Origin of the sequence: Enterococcus casseliflavus (genome assembly GCF_029215545.1) — a bacterium.
Taxonomy (GTDB): domain Bacteria; phylum Bacillota; class Bacilli; order Lactobacillales; family Enterococcaceae; genus Enterococcus_D; species Enterococcus_D casseliflavus.
The window spans coordinates 1298502-1320557 of sequence record NZ_CP119393.1 but is presented as its reverse complement, the minus strand read 5'-3'; the positions used below and the strand labels follow the sequence as shown (position 1 = coordinate 1320557).

At 41.8% G+C, this 22056-nt stretch carries 16 protein-coding genes; 1 reads left to right on the top strand and 15 read right to left on the bottom strand.

Annotation, left to right across the window (positions count from 1 at the left end):
- Positions 1-27 precede the first annotated feature (27 nt).
- The 13 genes from P0G38_RS06415 to parE all read right to left on the bottom strand — a co-directional run bounded on the left by P0G38_RS06415 (position 28) and on the right by parE (position 19399).
- Positions 28-2481 carry a glycogen/starch/alpha-glucan phosphorylase gene (locus P0G38_RS06415; protein ID WP_275854599.1) on the bottom strand — a complete coding sequence of 818 codons (2454 nt, stop codon included), beginning with the start codon at positions 2479-2481 and terminating at the stop codon, positions 28-30.
- A gap of 117 nt (positions 2482-2598) precedes the next feature.
- Positions 2599-4032: a glycogen synthase GlgA gene (gene glgA / locus P0G38_RS06410; RefSeq protein ID WP_010749405.1), complete on the bottom strand. Its 1434-nt coding sequence runs from the start codon at positions 4030-4032 to the stop codon at positions 2599-2601.
- Positions 4029-5180 carry a glucose-1-phosphate adenylyltransferase subunit GlgD gene (gene glgD, locus P0G38_RS06405; RefSeq protein WP_016610808.1) on the bottom strand — a complete coding sequence of 384 codons (1152 nt, stop codon included), beginning with the start codon at positions 5178-5180 and terminating at the stop codon, positions 4029-4031. Before glgD ends, glgA begins: the two co-directional genes overlap by 4 nt.
- Positions 5170-6312, bottom strand: a complete 1143-nt coding sequence (locus tag P0G38_RS06400; protein WP_016610807.1) for a glucose-1-phosphate adenylyltransferase — start codon at positions 6310-6312, stop codon at positions 5170-5172. The genes glgD and P0G38_RS06400 overlap by 11 nt, the downstream gene beginning before the upstream one ends.
- Before the next feature lie 31 nt (positions 6313-6343).
- Positions 6344-8290, bottom strand: coding sequence for a 1,4-alpha-glucan branching protein GlgB (glgB, locus tag P0G38_RS06395; RefSeq protein WP_275855224.1), 1947 nt, complete (start codon positions 8288-8290; stop codon positions 6344-6346).
- 177 nt (positions 8291-8467) lie between these two features.
- Entirely contained in the window at positions 8468-8875 is a 408-nt protein-coding gene (locus P0G38_RS06390) for a hypothetical protein (RefSeq protein WP_005229650.1), read from the bottom strand.
- Between the two features lie 98 nt (positions 8876-8973).
- Positions 8974-9420: a hypothetical protein gene (locus P0G38_RS06385; RefSeq protein WP_194193704.1), complete on the bottom strand. Its 447-nt coding sequence runs from the start codon at positions 9418-9420 to the stop codon at positions 8974-8976.
- Between the two features lie 197 nt (positions 9421-9617).
- On the bottom strand, positions 9618-10427 hold the full coding sequence (locus tag P0G38_RS06380) for a DUF1803 domain-containing protein (protein WP_275854593.1): 810 nt from the start codon (positions 10425-10427) through the stop codon (positions 9618-9620).
- 88 nt (positions 10428-10515) lie between these two features.
- Positions 10516-11445 (bottom strand): manganese-dependent inorganic pyrophosphatase, encoded by a 930-nt coding sequence (locus tag P0G38_RS06375; protein ID WP_275854590.1) that lies wholly within the window; start codon positions 11443-11445, stop codon positions 10516-10518.
- Positions 11446-11539: 94 nt separating this feature from the next.
- Entirely contained in the window at positions 11540-12295 is a 756-nt protein-coding gene (gene pflA, locus P0G38_RS06370; protein ID WP_010749400.1) for a pyruvate formate-lyase-activating protein, read from the bottom strand.
- Between the two features lie 104 nt (positions 12296-12399).
- Positions 12400-14628 carry a formate C-acetyltransferase gene (gene pflB / locus P0G38_RS06365; protein WP_010749399.1) on the bottom strand — a complete coding sequence of 743 codons (2229 nt, stop codon included), beginning with the start codon at positions 14626-14628 and terminating at the stop codon, positions 12400-12402.
- A gap of 269 nt (positions 14629-14897) precedes the next feature.
- The gene (parC, locus tag P0G38_RS06360; protein ID WP_016610800.1) at positions 14898-17360 is read right to left on the bottom strand and encodes a DNA topoisomerase IV subunit A; all 2463 of its coding nucleotides are present in this window, start codon (positions 17358-17360) and stop codon (positions 14898-14900) included.
- A gap of 11 nt (positions 17361-17371) precedes the next feature.
- Complete coding sequence (gene parE, locus P0G38_RS06355; RefSeq protein WP_074535153.1) at positions 17372-19399, bottom strand: DNA topoisomerase IV subunit B; 2028 nt, start codon at positions 19397-19399, stop codon at positions 17372-17374.
- Between the two features lie 284 nt (positions 19400-19683).
- Here parE and plsY point away from each other — a divergent pair, with 284 nt between their 5' ends.
- On the top strand, positions 19684-20322 hold the full coding sequence (gene plsY / locus P0G38_RS06350) for a glycerol-3-phosphate 1-O-acyltransferase PlsY (RefSeq protein ID WP_275854581.1): 639 nt from the start codon (positions 19684-19686) through the stop codon (positions 20320-20322).
- 52 nt (positions 20323-20374) lie between these two features.
- Here plsY and P0G38_RS06345 read toward each other — a convergent pair whose 3' ends face one another.
- A complete protein-coding gene (locus P0G38_RS06345; RefSeq protein ID WP_151194979.1) occupies positions 20375-21250 on the bottom strand; it encodes an aldose 1-epimerase family protein in 876 nt (291 codons plus the stop codon).
- A gap of 11 nt (positions 21251-21261) precedes the next feature.
- Positions 21262-22053, bottom strand: a complete 792-nt coding sequence (gene codY / locus P0G38_RS06340) for a GTP-sensing pleiotropic transcriptional regulator CodY (protein WP_010749394.1) — start codon at positions 22051-22053, stop codon at positions 21262-21264.
- Between the last annotated feature and the right edge of the window lie 3 nt (positions 22054-22056).

The window sequence follows — 22056 nt, the reverse complement described above, 5'->3', positions numbered from 1 at the left end:
GACTACACCATTTCAGATGAGGACACTTCAGCTAAATTCGGCTGGAGGCACCGTCTCAGTCAAGCTTGCTGCATTTGGTTCTTTGACATGGGCAAATAATGGATCGATCTGCCAAATATCTGCAGCATAATTTCGCACCGTTTCATCTGCCGAAAATTTGCCTGCATTCGCAATATTCATTAGGCTGACTTTACGCCAACGTTGCGTATCCTGATAGGCACTATCTACCCGATGCTGCGCGTCACAATAGGCATGAAAATCCTTTAATAAAAAGTATTCATCATTGTATTTCAAAAGGGAATCAAAGATTTCCCGACCTTCAACTTGAATATTCGGGATCGTCCCATCAATAAAGGCATTGACCACCCGTTGTAAGACTGGATCTGACTCATAGTAGGTGTAAGCAGAATAATTATGCTGGGCGTAATACTGATACACTTCTTCTTCCGTCAACCCAAAGATCGCAATGTTTTCATCACCGATCGCATCTCGAATCTCAATATTGGCACCATCTAAAGTCGCGATCGTTACTGCCCCATTTAGCATCAACTTCATATTGCTTGTCCCTGACGCTTCTTTAGAGGCCAATGAGATTTGTTCACTGACATCCGCTGCTGGAATGATTTTTTCTGCTAATGAAACGTTGTAATTTTCTAAAAATAAAACCTTGATTTTATCATTGATGGTTTCATCATGATTGATCAGATTCGCCACTTCATTGATGACTTTAATGATCGATTTTGCGTAGTGATAGCTTGGTGCTGCTTTGGCACCAAAAATAAAGACTCTTGGATGAAACGCTGCAGTCGGATCGTCTTTGACCTCAAAGTAGAGCTTCAAGATATGCATTAGATTCAGCAGTTGTCGTTTGTACGCATGCAGGCGTTTGATCTGCACATCAAAAATTGCCGTTGGATCTACTGTAATGCCCGTTGCTTTTTGAATGTACTTTGCCAGTGCACGCTTGTTACTCATTTTTGCGTCGGCAATTTGTTGCAGAACGGTTTCGTCATCATAATAATTTTTGAGCAGCTGCAGATCCAAGGGGTCATTGCGCCAACTCGTACCGATCGACTGATCCAGCACTTTGGCTAATGGTTGATTGGCTAGCTGAAGCCAACGCCGTTGTGCGATGCCGTTGGTTTTATTGTTGAAACGGGCAGGATAAATGAGATAGAAGTCATGGAGTACCACTGATTTTAGTAAATCAGAATGGAGCTTGGCTACCCCATTGACACTATGGCTGCCGATGATGGCTAGATGTGCCATATGGACTTGATCATCAATAATGATTCGCGTCCGATCCAGTAAGGCTTGCGGATGGACCCCTTGCATTCCTTCGACAAAGCGCCGATCAATTTCTTTGATGATCTGATCCATTCTCGGCAACACTTCTTCAATCATGCGAACTGGCCATTTTTCTAAGGCTTCCGCCATGATCGTATGGTTCGTATAACTCATGACTTTCACGGTGATCGCCCACGCTTGTTCCCAAGCAAGGCCTTCTTCATCAACTAAAATACGCATCAGTTCTGGGACACAAAGCGCTGGGTGCGTGTCGTTGATATGGATTGCTACTCGTTCACTGAGCATCGCTAAAGGCAGATTCGATTTTTTATAATAGCGAATGATACTTTGAATGCCTGCAGAAACAAAAAAGTATTCTTGCATCAATCGTGTGCGTTTGCCGATCTCGTTTGAGTCATCTGGATATAAAACAGCAGTCAAATTTTCTAAGGCTTGCCGTGATTCCAATGTCGCATAATGCGCCTCATCTTCAGCAGGCACTTCGACACTCCACAAGCGCAGTGTGTTGATGTGTTGATTCTGATAACCAACCATCGCGGTGTCATACGGAACTGCCCGCCAGGTAAAGCCGCCTTCATAGACTGGCGCTAGTTTTCCATCCTCTCCCGTAACGAGATAGACCTGCCCACCAAATCGAATAGGCACCGCTTTGCTTTCTTTGCGGACTTCCCAGACATTCCCAGAGCGTAACCAATCATCTGGTAATTCTACTTGATGGCCGTCAATAAATTTTTGTTTAAATAATCCATAGCGATAGCGAATCCCATTCCCATTTCCCGGCAAGCTTAATGAAGCCAGCGAGTCCATAAAACAAGAGGCCAAACGACCCAGGCCCCCGTTTCCTAAAGCCATGTCTTTTTCTGTATCCGCAACCTCATCAAGGGAAACGCCTAACTCTTCAAAAACGGCTTCCGCTTGCTCCAACAGCTGCATATTCAACAAATTGCTTTTTAGCATTTTGCCAGGCAAAAATTCGATTGAAAAATAGTACGCTTGTTTTTGATCCTCCAGCAAGAGATTTTTTCTGGTTTGACGCCAGTCTTCTGAATACATTTGCTTCACCACATTGGCTAGTGCTTGAAACAATTCCTGCGGTGAAGCTTCATCCACTTCAATCGCAAAGAGTTCATGAACACTGATTTCTAGCAGTTCACGCAATCGTTCTTTTGTCATAGGGTTACACTCCTTTTTGCATTCAATTTATAAAAAAGAAGAATCCTTGCCGCCAAAATTGCTAGTCATACAACTAGCAGTTCTGTTGCAGACAAGGATTCTTCTGTCTTAAAACAATCAAACTTTGATAGTATTATACAACTGGATATAAAGATCGGAACTTTGATTCCAGCTGAAATCTTTTGCCATTGCTTGCTTGACCAATACGTTCCACGTTGCCTGATCAGATTGATACAATTCGACCCCTTGCTTCAAGGCATTCATCAAGTAAAATGGTGAAAACTCTTGAAAGCCAAAGCCGGTACCTTGTTTCGTGATCGGATTATAGGAATCTACCGTATCTTTCAAGCCACCGATTTCGTGAACGACCGGTAATGTACCATAACGCATCGCGATCATCTGTGACAGTCCGCATGGTTCGAAGGCGGAAGGCATCAAGAAAAGATCCGCTGCTGCGTATAACTTTTGCGCCAATGCAATATCAAAAGAAATCGCGGCAGCACATTTGTCAGGATATCTCTGAGCAAAATAGCGAAAGCCTTCTTCAAAATCATGTTCGCCAGTCCCTAGTAAGATGAACTGAACATCAAATTGCAAGAGATTTTCCATTTCTTCAAGGACCAAATGGAACCCTTTTTGAGTGGTCAAACGGCTAACAACAGAAATCAATGGGACATCTTTACGGGTAGGCAAACCAAATTGTTCTTGTAGCGCTCGCTTGTTTTTAGCTTTTCCTGATAAATCTTCGACACTGAAAGGATAGTCCAAATGAGGATCGGTTTCTGGATCGTTCATTTCGTAATCAATTCCGTTTAAAATGCCGCTGAGTTTGCCGCTTTCCATACGTAAAATCACTTCAAGCCCACAGCCAAACTCAGAGGTTTTGATTTCTTCACTATAGGAAGGACTGACCGTCGTGATGCGGTCCGCATACAAGATTCCCGCTTTCATAAAGTTCAAGCAATCGTTTAAACGTAGTGTGCCATCATCGTATCTCTCAGTCCCCATCCCAAAAAGATCTGGTAAAATATCGCGACTATACCACCCTTGAAACCCAATGTTATGGATCGTCAAAACGGTGCGTATGTTTTGATACGCTTGAATCCAATGATATTTTTCTTTGATCAAGAAGGGAATCATCGCCGTATGGTAATCATTGACATGCACGATGTCTGGAATAAATTCAATGCGTTCCATCATTTCGATCACGGCTAATTGGAAGAAAGCAAAGCGTTCCCCATCATCATAAAAATCATAGAGCCGTTCGCGGCCAAAATAGTAGAGATTGTCTATGAAATAATAGGTCACAGAGCCTAGAACTAATTTTTTGATCCCACAATATTGCTTGCGCCAACCGACCGCCACTTCAAAGGAAAAACAATCTTCCATTTGCTCCTGGTATTCAGCAGGCATTTTCGTGAAATAGGGTAAGACCACAATCGTCTCGACGCCTTTTTTGACCAATTCTTTTGGTAATGCCCCTGCAACATCCCCTAATCCGCCTGTTTTAAAAAATGGGGCGCATTCCGCTGCTGTAAACAGAACCTTCATGCGCTTGCCCCTCCAATAACGTCTTGGGTCACATGAGAATTTTTCTTAATGACGATTGGCGTTTCTTTGGTTCCTTGCACTTTGACACCTTCTGCGATGGTCACATTTTTATCTAGGATCGCATAAGAGACTTCGGCACCTGCTTTGATCTCATTATTTCCGAAGATGATCGCTCCTTTGACTTTTGCTTCAGGATGGATCTTCGTGCGGCGGGCAACGAGTGACTGTTCGACCGTTCCTTCCACGATGCAGCCAGAAGCAAAGTGGCTATTTTTCACGTCAGATGTTTCTGAATAATACGTTGGCACTTCGTTTTTCAGTTTGGTATAGATCTTTTGATTCGAATAAAGCAACGACGTAAACTTATGCACATCGAGCATATCCATATTTGTTTGATAGTAAGAAGAGATGTCATAAATGTTACTTAAGTAACCAGTGTATTCATATAGACCTGTATTTTCAACAGCGATCATTTCTCGTAAAAATTGACCGAGGTCTGCCGTTGCGCCAACTTTTTGCCCCTCTTTTAGCGCAGCGATCAGACGATCTGTTTGAATGATAAAAATATCCGTACATAAGTTGACAAGGTCACTGACCTCACCTTTTTTCGCTTGGATCGCTTCTTCTAAGTGACCTTCACTGTCTACATTGAACAACAGATCACTTTCGCAAACATTGTCACTGCTGATGCGTTTGTATACGACGGTCATTTCATTGCCTTGTAGCTGATGGATTTTCAGCAAGGCACGCAAATCAATGTTGCATAAGACTTTGCTGCCCATAAATACGGTATGATCCGATTTGGATTTTTCCAAATAGTCGATGACATTATAATAATACTCTTGTCCTTCTGCTTGCTTTTTCAATGAGTCTTGGAACAGGTGAATAAAGAAACGGTTTTGTACGCCGTCCAAGTTCCACTCTTTTCCGCCACCGATATGATCGAAGACCGACTGCGTTTCTCCTTCATTGAAAATCATATAGACTTGTTTGATATTGGCATTTTCGATACTTGAAAGATTAAAATCTAACAATCGATATTTGCAGTCAAACAATAAAGTCGACAGCGGACGGTTTTCTGTTAATGGCATCAAGTCTTGGTATCGTTGCAGATTCCCTAAAATCGCACACATTTTATTAGTTCTCATCAATCGTCACCCCTAAAATTTCAGAATAGCCGACTACGGCAATTTCGTCTGTTCCATCGATCTCTGCATCGTCACCAATCACTGCATTTTCCCCAACGATCACTCGGTTTAATTTAACATTTCTACCGATCACCGCTCCAGGCATGATCACGCTGTCCTTGATCGTCGATCCTTCTTTCACCTGCACATTTTCTGATAAAATACTGTGCTCGATTTCCCCTGCAACATAACAGCCATCCATCACGAGAGAGTTTCTCGCAGCCCCGGTCTCAGTCACAAAATGTGGTGGTGCGATTGGGTTTTTAGAAAATACTTGCCAACTTTTATCCCGAATATTCAACTCCATTGCTGGATCAATAAATTCCATATTGGCTTCCCACAATGAATCGATCGTTCCTACGTCTTTCCAATAGCCAGAGAAGCGATAGGCAAAAACGTTGTCGCCGCTTTCGAGATAAGAAGGAATGACATGTTTCCCAAAATCGACCATTTCGCCGTCTTTTGTATAGTTACTCAACAGCATACTGCGCAGACGACTCCAATCGAAAATATAGATCCCCATTGAAGCGAGATTGCTTTTTGGTTCGGCTGGTTTTTCATCAAATTCGATGATACGGTCATTTTTATCGGTGTTCATGATTCCGAAACGCGAGGCATCTTTCATCGGTACTTCGAGAACTGCAACCGTCAATGAAGCATCATTTTCTTTGTGTTTTTCCAGCATTTCTTCATAATCCATTTTGTAGATATGGTCCCCTGATAAAATCAAGACATATTGCGGGTCCATCTCATCGATATAAGCGATGTTTTGATAGATCGCATGGGCGGTTCCTTCAAACCATTTTTCGCCTTCTGAATTTGAATATGGCTGTAAGATCGTCACACCGGTACTAATTCCATCCAATCCCCAGCTTGCACCATTTCCGATATGGTTGTTTAGTGCTAATGGCTGGTACTGAGTGACAACACCCACATTTTTGATTCCTGAATTGACACAATTACTCAACGTGAAATCGATGATCCGATATCTGCCACCAAATGGAACCGCTGGTTTAGCAATATTCTTTGTTAATTTCCCTAATCGAGTCCCTTGTCCCCCTGCGAGGATCATTGCTAACATCTCTGTTTTCATTTTGTTTGGTGATCTACTCACCGTTCCCCCTCTACTCTTTTTTTTGTGCTTTCTTTACTGCTTTTTTTCGAGTCATTTTGATTTTTTCTGGTTTGATGATTAAAGCCCCAAGTGCAGGCAAAATTGTTTTGATTTGATAGTCGTATTGCTTAAAAGGGGTATTACTGGTCTGGCAGTCTGGGTTATTCGCCACCCAAGTTCCACCAAATACATCCCGTTCCGTGTTTAAAATCTCGCGATACGTTCCTTCGTATGGCACGCCGATCGCAAAATCGTGACGCTCCACTGGTGTCAGATTGACAACCACGATCAAGAAATCTTTTTTCGTTTTTCCTTGTCGTAAGAAAGTCAATGTCGTTTCATCTAAGTTGTCTGCATCGATCACCATCAATGAATCTTCTTGATCATCCAATTCCCAAAGGGCTCGTTCTTCTTTGTATAATTCATTCAAGGTCTGGGTGAAGAACTGCATTTTTGCATTGAATGCGTCGTTTAAATCGACCCATTCAAGACCATGATCATATTTCCATTCTAAAAACTGTCCCCATTCACTACCCATGAATAACAGTTTTTTCCCTGGATGCATCATCATGTACGTATAGAGATTTCGTAGTTGTGAAAACTGTTTGTAGCGGTCTCCCCACATTTTGTGCATCAAACTTTTTTTGCCATGAACCACTTCGTCATGGGAGAGTGGCAATATATAATTTTCTTGCATCCGATACATGAAAGAAAAAGATAAAAGGCTTAGATGATCTTTACGGAAAATCGGGTCCATTTCGTAAAAACGCAGGACATCATTCATCCAGCCCATATTCCATTTGTAGTCAAACCCGAGAGCGCCTCCTTCGACCATTCCTGTTATTTTGGTCTCGGAAGTACTTTCCTCTGCAATCATGACAACTGCAGGATGGGCTAACTTGATGACTGAATTGAGCTTTTGTAAGAAATAGTACCCTTCAAAATTCCGATTGCCCCCTTCGTGATTCGGTTCCCATGGACCTTCATCATAATCGCGATAGATCATGTTGGAAACGGCATCTACCCGAATACCATCAATGTGGTAAAATTCGATCCAGAACAATGCACTTGAGATCAGAAAGCTTTGGACTTGCGGTTTGCCTAGATCAAAGTTGATCGCACCCCAGCGAACATTTTTCGCACGGTTTTCATCCATGTATTCAAAGGTCGGCGTGCCATCATAATAGGCAAGACTGTCATCATTGACACAAAAATGTCCTGGCACCCAATCAACGAAGACACCTATATTTTCCAAATGACAAGCCTCTACAAAGTCTTGAAATTCTTCTGGTGTCCCATAATAGGAGCTAAGTGCAAAGTAACCAGTCAATTGATAGCCCCAGGAGGTTCCTAAGGGATGTTCCATCAAAGGCATAAATTCGATATGGGTGTAGCCCATTTTTTTCACGTAAGGAATAAGTTCATCTTTTAATTCGGAGAAGCGATAAGGGGTGCCATCTTCGTGGTGCTTCCAGGAGCTGGCATGAACTTCATAAATATTAAGAGGTCGATTAAATGTTTTTTGTCTTTTTTTCCGTCCTTGCCATAACCCATCCCGCCATTTTTTTTGTGGGATCGAATGCAACACGACAGCAGTTCCTGGTCGAGCTTCGAAATGGACAGCAAAAGGATCGATCTTCAATACTTCTCGTCCATTTGCTTGTTTTACTTTGTATTTGTAAAGCTGTCCTTCTTTTACTTGATTGGTCTCAATTTCCCAAACACCGGATTCTGCCCTTTTGTTCATCGGCAAGGTGTCCGTCCATTGGTTGAAGTCGCCAACAAGCCAAACTTGCTGAGCATTTGGTGCCCAAACGCGAAACACGTAGCCATCATCTACTTGATGGGCGCCTAAGAAATGCTGTACATAAAAATTTTCACCACTCAGAAAGTCTTTTTCCGCAGTCAGTACCTGTTGTTTGGTAACCACTCTCTCATCAGTCCTCCTCAAATTCATTTTGATCGCTGACTGAAATGCCAACGACCTTGTTACGCTCTTTCATCTTTTAGAAATCGTTTCAAATCAACTACATCTCTCTATCTAGCATAGCATAAAACACTGCGCTAGTAACGCAATAACCCTAGTTGCCAACAAATAATCTTTGACAGAAAAAAACAGCTTGAACGTATCAGTTCAACCTGTTTCAGCTCTACTTTTTAGCTTTTGGAAAATGAAGTATGTGACTACCCATAACTGAAACAAACTTGCTAAAACAAGAATGAAAACTACCATCACTGGAAGTGTTTCAGTTAATTCAAAATATGCCAACAGTGTCCCAAATGCAGAAGAGGCGGAGCAAAAACACCAAAATCGAAACCCATAAAAACTGGTCACCACGGTATAAAGACTGATAATCCCCAACAAGAAGAGCTGAGTAAATCGGTCAAATACCGTATCGGTATAATAAATTTCACCTAACAAGGCTTGGATCGCACCAAAACTTGTCGGTACTTTATAAAGCGTCAGCAGAGCGCCGAGCAAGCTGAATGCACCAATCAGAAGATGACTGCCAGCTAAGCCGATTCGAATGTTTAGTTTCACGCGTCTTTCACAACCTTCAATCTAAGAAAATCCTTTTTCCGCTAACTACTGCTTACACAGCCGTTTTCCTTATTCACTAGAGCCGAAATCATCTGTACTTATTTTGCCTGCCAAAGCTCTTTTACTTGTCCATCCGTGTAAACTTTATAGACTTTATTTGCCGATGAGGAGGTGTTTGTGCGAGCAATCAAGTAATAGTTCCCGTCACAATCAAACTCACCCTCACTTAATAATTTGTAACTCGTAACTGGCCCATTTGCCATTTTCTTTGCTAAGTAACGCATGGCATGAGCTGGATTCACCAGATAGTTTTGATTGATGAGCCAATCAATGATCACGGAAACGATCGTATTTGCCCCAAACCGTTCCTTTTGTTTTAAAGCAAGAATGAGATCGCCATCAGAAAAACGCGTTTCATCGATCCCCGCTTTTGTAATTGCTTGCCGAGCAGTTTCTATTTCTGACATTGATACGAACGTGATCATTTCTGCTTTCGTTTTGTTTTGTTCCAACTGTTCAAAATCAACCGTTTTATATCCTTCCATTTTTATATCCCCTTTCAAAGTTCTAGAATCATCATATCATCAAGAAATCAAAACTCCAAACAAAACGATTGTTGTTTTTTAATTTTTATTCATCAAATTATCATTTGAAGAAATAAGAAAAAAAGCTGCTAGAATCGAATCTAGCAGCTTTTTAATAGTCAGAAAATTTAAAACAAATAACATAATTATTAGAAATTTTAATTATTATTGAAATAAAGTGTATTGTATGAACCTGATTTATTTGCCAAGTGAGCGATCACAAGGCGTTGGACGAACAGATCCTTTTCAGAAGACGGATAACGCTCGTTTTTTAGATTATCACAATTTATTTCTTCCAGCAACAAATGTAGCTCAGGACTTATGATCTCGACCCGTTGAAGTGATTCCAGAAAAATACTCGGACGGACTTTTTTGTTTTTACGAATGCGTTCAAGGATCACACTCACTTGGTCTAAGTAATAGACTGGATCGACATCACCGATCAAATCCATTAATTCATCAAAGATCGCAAGGGTGCGCAACTGTTCATTCGCTTCAAAAAAAGCAGGCAGTGTTGGTGGCCACTGTGTTTCTGAGTAAGAGATCAACTGAAATTGTTCATGGCTCAATGCATAGACCGCTCCTTGTTCAACCCCTTTCTGACAACCATAAAAGTATTTATTTTCAACACTTGACGCAGCAAAGCTTTTGATAAAACCAGCGATTTCTTGTGTTGACCAATGGCACGCTGCTTGATAGAAATCATCACTTACTTGTATCTGCTGTTGATCCTGTTCAGTATAGATGGGGAAGCCTAAATAATAGCGTCGTTCTTGACGGATGATCAACTTTTCTGCGATCAAGCGGTCAAGAATTTTATCAAAAGAACCATCTGTAAACTTCGCTTTTAATGCTCGTAGTGTCGGCGGCTCTTGGCTATTTAATAGCTCCTCTACCAATTCATGGAATTTCGAAGATTCCAGTATCGGTTGCAATGAGCGAAAGTGGGGACTATAAAAAAATTTCACTGCGTGTACTCCTTATCCAAACAATCATGAAAAATGCTGGTTTGATCTACCAAAACAGATCTCACCAGCATTCAGACAGTTAGCTTAATTATCCTTCAAAAACCTCTGTTAATTGAGGTACGATTTGTTTTTTACGAGAAACGACACCAGGTAAAAACGCACGATTGTTGGTTAATGTCGTTTTAAAGGCTGCTTCTACTGGGGCAGTTGGTTCACCAATGACTAGCAGCTCAGAATTACTATCTAAGATATCAGTGGCAACCAGCAAGAACAGATCATAGCCATTTGCTGCCATTGAATCCTTCATAGCCGCTTCCAACTCTGCTTGGCGGTCAAAGACTTCTTTTAAATCGACCGTATTGACTTGCCCGATACGGATGTTTTTCCCGCCCATTGGGAAGCTTTTGGCATCTAGGTCCAGCAATTCTGCTGCTGATTTCGTTCCAAGATTCGTACCAGCTTTTAACATATCTAATCCATAGACTTCCAGTTCTACATCTGCTATAACGGCTAGTTCTTTGGCTGCTGTTACGTCTTCGTCGGTACATGTTGGTGATTTAAACAACAATGTATCAGAGATGATCGCTGAGAGCATGATTCCTGCGATCGCTTTTGGAATTTCCACTTGATTTTCTTTGTATAATTTCAACACGATCGTACTTGTACAACCGACCGGCTCTGCACGATAATACAGTGGATTTGCCGTTTCAAAGTTAGCGATACGATGATGATCAACTACTGCCAATACAGTGACATCCGTAATATCCGCTGCACTTTGTTGAAATTCATTATGATCCACTAACATTACTTCTTGGGTTTCCTTTGCCACTGAATCGATCACCCGAGGGGCAGTTAGGCCAAAGGTATCTAACGCAAATTGTGTCTCTTCATTCGGTGTACCAAGCGCTACTGCTTCACAATCTTTTCCAAGTTGATTTTGTAAATTTGCAAAGGCAATTGCTGCACCAATGGCGTCGGTATCAGGATTTTGATGACCGAATACTAATATTTTCGACATTTCTTCATCGCTCCTATTTCAATTGATATTCACTTTCTAATCATAGTAAAAAAACAGGAAAGAAGCAATAGCAATCTCTTCTTTCCTGTTTTGATCAACGGGTTAAGTAACCTTTATAGTCGTCTACATGAAGCAAACGCTTGGCATTTTTCACCCGATCTTCTGTTGGTGGTTCGATCCCTTCAAGGGGATATTTCAAACCAAGCTCATCCCACTTGTATTTCCCCATCGTGTGATAAGGCAAGATCTCTACTTTGTCGACATTCTTCAGTGTTTTGATAAACTCATCCAAACGGATCAAAAATTCATCATAGTCGCTTCTAAAAGGAACCAGCACGTGACGAATCCAGACAGGTTGATTGATCTCTGAAAGATAATTCGCCATATCCAAAATATTATCATTGGATTGAGTAGTTAGCTCTTTATGGGCTTTGTTATCGATGTGCTTGATATCAAACAATAACAAGTCAGTAACGGTCATCAGCTCTTGAAACTTGCTAAAAAATGGTTCTTCCCGTGTAAATGGTTTTCCACAAGTATCTAATGTCGTGCTGACACCTTCTGCTTTGGCTTTACGAAACAGATCGATCAGAAAGTCCATCTGAAGCAATGGTTCCCCACCACTGACGGTGATCCCACCTTTTTGTCCCCAGAATTCGCGATATTTCAATGCCTCTTCTAAGACATCATCAGTCGTTCGTTCGACACCGGTGCCAATCTTCCATGTATCTGGATTATGACAAAACTGGCAACGCATGCGGCATCCTTGCATGAATACAATAAAACGGATACCTGGTCCATCTACTGATCCAAAACTTTCTGTTGAATGTACTTGTCCTGTTACTGCCATAATGCTCTTCCTTTCTTCGAAACGACGGATGACCACGCTCCGTCTGATACTTTCAAAACAAGAGGCGGCGGATTTTCCCGTCCGCCGCCTGAAGTTGTTGCTTATTACATTGCTTCGTGCATTGTACGAGCAATCACGTCATCTTGTTGTTCTTTTGTTAATTTAATGAAGTTTACTGCATAGCCAGATACCCGAATCGTTAATTGTGGGTATTTTTCTGGGTGAGCTTGCGCATCAAGCAATGTGTCACGGTTAAATACGTTGATATTTAAGTGGTGACCACCTTTTGCTGCATAGCCATCTAGCATTGTTGCTAGGTTTTCTTGTTGTGTTTCGTCGTCACGTCCTAATGCTTTAGGTACGATTGAGAAGGTGTTTGAAATACCATCTAATGAGTAATCATATGGTAATTTCGCAACTGATGAAAGACTTGCCAAAGCACCATGCGTATCGCGACCATGCATTGGGTTTGCACCTGGAGCAAATGGTGCGCCTGCACGACGTCCATCAGGAGTGTTCCCTGTTTTCTTACCATAAACCACGTTAGAAGTGATAGTAAGGATCGACGTTGTGTGTTTTGAATCACGGTATGTTTTCGTGCGTTTTACTTTTTTCATGAAGGCTTTCAACAAGTTGACTGCGATATCATCTACGCGGTCATCATTGTTTCCGTATTTCGGATAATCGCCTTCGATTTCGTAATCTTCAACAATGCCGTTTTCATCACGGATCGTACGAACTTTGGCATATTTGATCGCTGATAATGAGTCAACTGCAACAGAGAAACCAGCGATACCAGTAGCCATCGTACGTAAAATGTCTGTATCTTGTAGCGCCATTTCAATGCGTTCATAAGAATATTTGTCGTGCATGTAATGAATGATGTTCAATGTGTTCACATACAGATCACAAATCCAGTCCATCATTGTGTCATATTTTTCCATTACTTCGTTGTAATCCAAGTATTCAGAAGTAATTGGTTGGAATTTTGGTCCAACTTGTGCTTTTGATTTTTCATCGACCCCACCGTTGATTGCATACAACAATGTTTTCGCTAAGTTGGCACGAGCACCAAAGAATTGCATTTGTTTCCCGATGCGCATTGCGGATACACAACAAGCGATTCCGTAGTCGTCGCCCCAATGTCCACGCATCACATCATCATTTTCATATTGAATCGCTGATGTTTGGATCGACATTTTCGCACAGAATGTTTTGAAGTTATGAGGCAAACGTGTTGACCATAAAACAGTCAAGTTTGGTTCTGGCGCTGGACCTAAGTTTGCTAAAGTGTGTAAGAAACGGAAGCTGTTTTTCGTTACCATGTGACGTCCGTCTTCACCCATACCAGCGATTGATTCAGTTACCCAAGTTGGGTCACCAGAGAACAGTGCGTTGTAATCAGGCGTCCGAGCAAATTTCACAAGACGTAGTTTCATGACGAAATGGTCAACGATTTCTTGTGCTTCTTCTTCAGTGATCACGCCATTTTTCAAATCGCGTTCAACATAAATATCAAGGAAAGTTGACGTACGTCCCAATGACATTGCTGCACCATTTTGCTCTTTGATAGCTGCTAAGTAACCAAGATATAACCATTGGAATGCTTCTTTCGCCGTTTGAGCAGGTTTAGAGATATCAAATCCGTAAATGTTTCCTAATTCTTTCAATTCGCTTAAAGCACGAATTTGTTCACTCAATTCTTCACGTTGGCGGATAATGTCTTCAGACATCGTTCCGTTTCCGCAATACAATAGGTCTTGTTGTTTTTCTTTGATCAAGAAGTCCACACCGTATAATGCCACACGACGGTAGTCACCAATGATTCGGCCACGGCCATAAGCATCAGGAAGACCTGTGATTACACCAGAACGGCGCGCTGCTCTGATTTCAGGTGTATAAGCATCAAAAACTCCTTGGTTATGTGTTTTACGGTAGTCACGGAAAATATGTGAGACTTCCGCATCAATTTCATAGCCGTAAGATTCTGCTGCTTGTTCTGACATGCGGATGCCGCCAAATGGTTGCAAGCTGCGTTTAAATGGTTTTTCCGTTTGGAAACCAACAACTGTTTCTAAGTCTTTGTCTAAGTAGCCAGGTCCATGAGAAGTGATCGTTGAAACGACTTTTGTATCCATATCCAATACGCCGCCAGCTTCACGCTCTTGCTTGTTCAGTTCCATGACTTGATCCCATAGCTTCGTCGTTGCTTCAGTAGCATCTGCTAGGAATTCATCTGTTCCGTCATAAGGTGTGTAGTTTTCTTGGATGAAGTCGCGTACGTTTACTTCTTCTTTCCAAGTTTTTCCTTTAAATCCATTCCATTGTTCCATTTGATGGACCTCCTTAAATTTTCTGTTCACTAATGTAACAGCTTTACGTGAACAGTATAACACACACCTTAATGATTGCAAGCATTTTCAAGAATTATTTTTAACAATTTATTTTTTTTTAAGATATTAATTACTAAAAATGTTGATTTATAGGTATTTATTAAATGTGAAACTTTTATTAAAGTACCTTTTTCGTTAATGTGAAAGATTAATTATGAGAAAAAAAGCAACCCTTCTGTACTGGTACAGAAGGGTTGCTTTGTTATAATTTATAGTACAGAATCCTCTGCGATTGCAGGACTGATTTGAGTTTTCACTTCGTAGATTTGTCCCCCTGTTTTCTCATCCATGATAAATGAGCCGTTGGAGGTCCGATCATTGATCGGGATTTGGTTGGTGATCACTTCAAAGGATTGTCCTTTTTGATTCGTCACTAGCAGTTGCTGATTTTCCCCACTGCCCATATAGACGACGCGATGAGGATTTTTCTTCAATTCCCGCAAGACCATCAATCCGCGCTTCGCCCGACCTAATTGGTTGATTTCTTGAGCCAACATTCGTTTTGCTGCGCCACGTTGGGTGATCAAAACGATCGGTGTATCCCCTTCTGAATAAACGAGCAACCCATTGATAAGATAATCATCCGCTTTAAGGTTCATCGCTTTGACCCCAGCTGCTTTTGGTCCCACAACAGGCACTTCATTAAGCGGGTAGCGTAAGCCAAAGGCAAGATGACTGACTAAGAATACATCCATTTCTTCCGTTTGATCCGTCAAAAAGACGTTGACCAATTCATCTGATTCATCTTTCAGCTTCATGATCGTCATCGGCCGTGTTTTATAGGTGCGCCAAGGTTCAAATTCCGTCATTCGTGTCTGTTTGATCATACCGTTTTTACTAATCAGCACGAAATTTTTCAATGGATCGATCTCTTTGTAGGCAAAGACCCCAATGATCATTTCATCTTGCGCCAGTGTCATGACTGTTTGCGAAATATGTTCCCCTAAATCTTTCCATTTTAAATCAGGTAATTCATGGACCGGTCGATAGATCGTGTTCCCTTTATTAGTAACCAACAACAGGTGATCCAACGTGTTCATTTGATTACTGTAAAGTAAAGAGTCGCCTTCTTTCATGCCGATCTCTTCTGGTTTTGAAGCACCGTAAGAACGCAAGCTGCTGCGTTTGACATAGCCGTCTCTTGTGACCGTCACGACGACTTCTTCTTGGGCGACCAAGACTTGTGTTTCGATCTTGATTTCTTGAATTTCTGCTTCGATCTCAGTCAACCGCGGCGTCGTATATTTTTTCTTGATCTCTCGCAGTTCTTTCTTGATCACTTTCAGCAATTCATTTTCTTCATTCAAAATTGTTGTCAATTCAGCGATCGTTTCTGCAAGTTCTTTTGCTTCTGCTTGCAATTGTGTAATGTCCGTATTGGTCAAGCGATACAACTGTAAGTTCACAATGGCTTCTGCTTGTTCTTCGGTAAAACCATGTTGAACCACCAGATTATTTTTGGCATCTTTTTTGTCTTTACTACCGCGAATGGTGGCGATCACTTCATCAAGAATCGATAAAGCTTTGATTAACCCATCGACGATATGCTGTCTCTTTTGGGCTTTTTGCAGTTCAAAACGACTGCGTTTTTCGATTACTTCACGCCGATGCTTGATGTAGCTTTCTAAAATCCGTTTCAAACCGACTTGTTGGGGGCGCATATTGTCGATAGCCACCATGTTGAAGTTGTAGTTGATCTGCAATTCGGTATTCTTAAATAAATAATTTAAAATCCCTTGCGCATTTGCTTCTTTTTTCAGCTCGACAACAATCTGTAGTCCAGTACGATCTGTTTCATCTCGTACTTCAGCAATCCCATCAATGCGTTTATTCAAACGGATCTCATCCATTTTTTTGACTAAGTTGGCTTTATTGACCTCATACGGGATCTCATTGATGACGATTTGCTGTTTGCCACCTTTGATGTCTTCGATCTTGGTTTTCGAACGCAGGATCACTTTGCCTTTGCCTGTTTCATACGCTTTTTTGATTTCTTCTTTCCCTTGTAAAATGCCCCCTGTTGGAAAATCAGGGCCAGGAATGTACTTCATCAGCTGATCCAAAGAAGCTTGCGGATGGTCGATCAAATAGATCGTTCCATCGATGATTTCCCCTAAATTGTGGGTAGGGATCTCTGTTGCATAGCCAGCTGAGATCCCAGTTGAGCCATTGACTAACAGATTCGGGTATTTTGCTGGTAGAACAGTTGGTTCTTTTTCAGTATCATCAAAGTTCCAAACCAATTCGACGGTGTTTTTTTCAATATCTTTTAATAGCTCACCACTTAATTCTGAAAGCCGTGCTTCCGTATAACGCATGGCAGCTGGCGGATCACCATCCATACTCCCGTTGTTCCCGTGCATTTCAATCAAAATCTGACGTAGCTTCCAGTCTTGACTCATGCGGACCATTGCTTCATAGATACTCGAGTCGCCATGGGGGTGAAAATTCCCCATGATATTTCCGACAGATTTTGCTGATTTGCGGAAGCCTTTGTCATAGGTATTGCCGTCTTGGTTCATGGCAAATAAAATCCGCCGCTGAACCGGTTTTAACCCATCACGAATATCTGGCAATGCCCGTTCTTGAATAATGTATTTGGAATATCGACCGAAGCGATCTCCCATCACTTCTTCCAATGTCAATTCTTGTATATTGCTTTTGTGTTCCAAGAGACCACCTCCTATTCCTTAACTAACTGTTTGCTGTCTGCTTGTTCGGTATCCATTAATTTTTCATCAACTAATTCAGGTACCGTATCTTCTTTTTTATCCAAAATACTGCCATCTTCTTCTAAACTAAATTGAACATGACTTTCGATCCACTTCCGACGAGGTTCTACCTTGTCCCCCATCAAAGTGGTGACGCGACGTTCTGCTTGGGCAGCATCATCGATCCGTACCCGAATCAGTGTCCGCGTTTCTGGGTCCATGGTCGTTTCCCACAATTGGTCGGCATTCATTTCTCCTAAACCTTTGTAGCGCTGTAGGAGATAGCCTTTGCCGATTTTTTGGGTCAGTTTGCTTAGTTCATCATCGGTCCAAGCGTATTCGACTACTGCTTTTTTCCCTAACCCTTTTGACACTTTGTACAGAGGCGGCAAAGCAATGTATACTTTCCCCGCTTCGATCAAAGGTTTCATATACCGGTAGAAAAAGGTTAAAAGCAGCACTTGGATGTGCGCTCCATCGGTATCCGCATCGGTCATGATGATCACTTTATCATAGTTGCAGTCTTCAATTGAAAACTCTGGGCCAACACCGGCACCGATAGTATAGATCATCGTATTGATTTCTTCATTTTTCAAAATATCCTGCATCTTGGCTTTTTCAGTATTGATGACTTTGCCTCGCAATGGCAAGATGGCTTGGAACTTGCGGTCTCGTCCTTGCTTTGCTGAACCACCCGCAGAATCCCCCTCCACCAAATACAATTCATTTTTCTTAGGATTACGAGATTGCGCAGGTGTTAATTTACCAGAAAGCAGTGACTCGCCTTTTTTGCGTTTCTTTCCAGTACGGCTTTCTTCTCGCGCCTTTCTGGCAGCTTCACGGGCCTCTCTTGCCTTGATCGCTTTACGAACCAGCATTTGACTCATTTCACTGTTTTCTTGCAGGTAATAGCCTAGCTGCTCGCCAATCACATTGTCTACCGCATTTCTTGCTAAGGGTGTCCCTAATTTCCCTTTGGTCTGTCCTTCAAATTGCAAAAGATTTTCTGGCACGCGGATCGACAGCACTGCCGCTAACCCTTCACGGAAATCACTGCCTTCAAGGTTCTTATCTTTTTCCTTCAACAAATTGACCTTGCGGGCATACTCATTGAAGGCTTTGGTCATTGACGTCTTCATACCAACTTCATGGGTACCGCCATCTTTGGTACGTACATTGTTGACAAAAGACAAGACGTTTTCTGAATAGCCATCATTGTATTGAAAGGCAAGCTCTACCTCGATCGCTTCTTTGGTACCGGAAAAATAAACCACCTGGGTCAAGGTATCTTTTTCTTCATTTAAATAATCAACAAATTCTTTGATGCCTTCCTCATATAAAAAGACTTCATGAATCGGTTCTTCCCCTCGTTCATCCGTCAGGGAGATTTTGACTCCTTTCAACAAGAACGCTGATTCTCTCAAACGTTCAGCGAGAATCTCATAGGAGAATTTGGTTGCCGAAAAGATTGTATCGTCTGGTTTGAACGTAACGGTTGTTCCCGTTGGTTTACGGGTTTTGCCGATTTTTTTCAAAGTACCTGCTGGTTTCCCGCCGTCTTTGAAGCTCTGTTTGTATTCGATACCGTCTCGAACGATGACCACTTCTAGCCAGCTGGATAAGGCATTTACAACACTGGCACCAACCCCATGAAGGCCGCCAGAAGTTTTGTAGCCGCCTTGGCCAAACTTTCCGCCAGCATGTAACACGGTGAAGATCACTTCAACAGTTGGGATTCCAGATGCATGTGTCCCGACCGGCATTCCCCGACCATTGTCTCGAACACTGATACTATTGTCTTTATGGATCGTAACATCGATTTCATTGCCGTATCCTGAGAGTGCCTCATCAACCGCATTATCGACGATTTCATACACTAAGTGGTGCAAGCCGCGGCTATCGGTCGAGCCGATATACATTCCTGGCCGTTTTCTTACTGCTTCCAGACCCTCTAAGACCTGAATGGAAGCATCATTATATTCTGTGGTTTTCTTTGCCAAACCCACCGCTCCTTTAATCTTGATCAGTCCTTTTCTAATGCTGAAAGGACTGCAAAAAAAATCTTAACACAAAATACGCTTTTTTCAAGCGAACATTTTTCTAAACTATCTTATCCTTTTTCCTTTGTTTGCACAAGCTAGAGTCGCAAAATGGCTTGTTTGTGTTCCACAGCTCTGAGAAAAGCTGTTTTTCATCTTTGTCTGATCAACGAAAGATTTTCTTATTGTTGGAAAGGCGTTTTCATGCTAAAATTGCCCTAGCCTTGCAAAGAAAGTTGGTTATTATGAATACGATTCTTTTATTTATTGTTGCTTACCTTTTAGGTTCGATCCCCTCTGGTGTTTGGATTGGCCAACTGTTTTTCAAAAAAGATATTCGCCAATTCGGCAGCGGCAATACGGGAACGACCAATACATTTCGCGTTTTAGGAAAAAAAGCCGGCATCGTTGTTTTATTGATGGATATCTTAAAAGGAACTTTGGCGACCAGCTTGCCAGTCATCTTTGGGCTCCAAACTGTCAATCCGCTCTGGTTTGGGGTCTGTGCGATCTTAGGTCATACCTTCCCGATCTTTGCCAAATTTAAAGGCGGCAAAGCAGTGGCGACAAGTGCTGGGATGCTCTTAGGATACAATCCGTTCTTTTTCATTTATTCTTCATTGATTTTTGTTATCTGTCTTTATGTGACAAGTATGGTGAGCCTGACCAGTATGATCGCGGCGTGTTTGATCACCTTATCGACGATCGTCTTGCCTTTTATCGCTCCTGCGATCTTGCCTGAGCAAAATTGGCTGCTGACCTTCATTGCGATTGGCGTAACGATTTTTATCTTTATTCGCCATCGTGAAAACATTACCCGCATCAAAGATGGGACCGAAAGTCGGGTACCCTTTGGACTGAATAAACGTCAAACGAACAAATAAGCAGAAGCTGAGAAAAGTCATTGCGCTTTTCCCAGCTTCTTTTTTCATACGTTTATTTAACTGTAATGGAATACTTTGTTTCAAATAATTCTTCAGGCGGAAGTGCTTGAATCCCCAGCTTTTCTGACAGCTCACCGGAGGCTTCTAGCGTATCTGCGATGCCGCACCATGGTTCAATACATAGAAATGGCGATTTCACTGGATACGTGGACCAAAAACCGACATACGGCATATTATTGTAGCTTAACGTGACACTATGAGGCGATTTTTCACTGCGAATCGAGTAGGAATGTAATCCTTTCGTTTCATAAACTAGCGCATCATTTGCAAACATGTCATGGGTCAAGCGTAGATCCGTATTCGTTTGACCGAGTGTGCGTTGCTCATAATCAATATAGTTGCCTTTTAACGGCAATTTCACTCGTGATTTCTTTGGAGAAAAAGAAAGATAATAGTCTTCAAAAGTCAGCCCTTTTTCAAGAGGGACGTTGAATGCAGGGTGTCCACCAATGGAGAAGAATAGTTCTTTTTGACCGCTATTCTTCACTTGGTATTTGACGACTAAGCCATCACCGCCTAATTCATAACTGACATACAGCTGAAAATCAAACGGATACTTTGCTTTGGTTTCAGTTGAACTTTCTAGTAAAAACAAAGCGTAATCTGTGCGTTTTTCAACGACAGTAAATAACATGTCTCTGGCAAATCCATGACGAGGCAAATGATAACTCTTGCCCTCATGTTGATAGGTGTCCTCTTTTAACGCACCCACGATCGGAAATAAGATCGGTGCATGCTTTCCCCAGTGGTTTGGATCAGCTTGCCAAATATATTCAAGGTCATTGCTCGTATCGACTAAGCTTTGCAGCTCAGCCCCTTTTTCTGCAATCTTTGCTTGCAGATGACCGGCCGTGATGGTAACTGTCATGGTCTCATCTCCTAATATTGATGTTTCGTCAATTCCTCTTTAAAGCGGCTGTTAAGCACTTTTAAGTAGGTGCCTTTCATCCCCAAAGAGCGGGATTCAATAATACCGGCAGACTCTAATTTACGCAAAGCGTTCACGATCACCGAACGGGTGATACCGATACGGTCAGCGATACTTGATGCGGTCAGACGACCTTCGTCGCCTTCTAATGCCTCAAAGATCGCTTGAACAGCTTTTAGCTCACTATAAGAAAGCGTGTTGATCGCCATTTGAACAGCTGTGGTACTGCGAACATCTTCTTCGATACTACGGGATTTTTGGTACAAGAATTGCATACCAACAACTGTCGCACTGTATTCCGCTAATACCAAATCATCATCATCAAAGGACTTATCGATTCTGGAAAGAATGATCGTCCCTAAGCGTTCTCCTGCACCGTAAATCGGTACGATGGTTGTTAGTCCGTTAGGATACAACTCACGGCCTTCCACAGGAAAAGCGGTCATATCGTCACTGATCGGCACATTGGCTTCTGTGGAAGTCAGATGATCGACTAAATCTGTATAATTTTTAGGAAACTGTTTTTCGACAAACATTTTTTTGATGCGCTCATTATTGACATCATGGTTCTCAACAAAACCTAACACGCTACCATCGACGCTAATAATATACGCATTGCTGTCTAGGATGTTTCCTAAAATGACAGCCATTTTGTCGTAAGGCAAATCAGAAGCTAAATTAAAGGTGTTTTTTTGTTGCAATAATTCGTTGATTTGTCTTGTCTTTTCTAATAATGTTTTCATTGG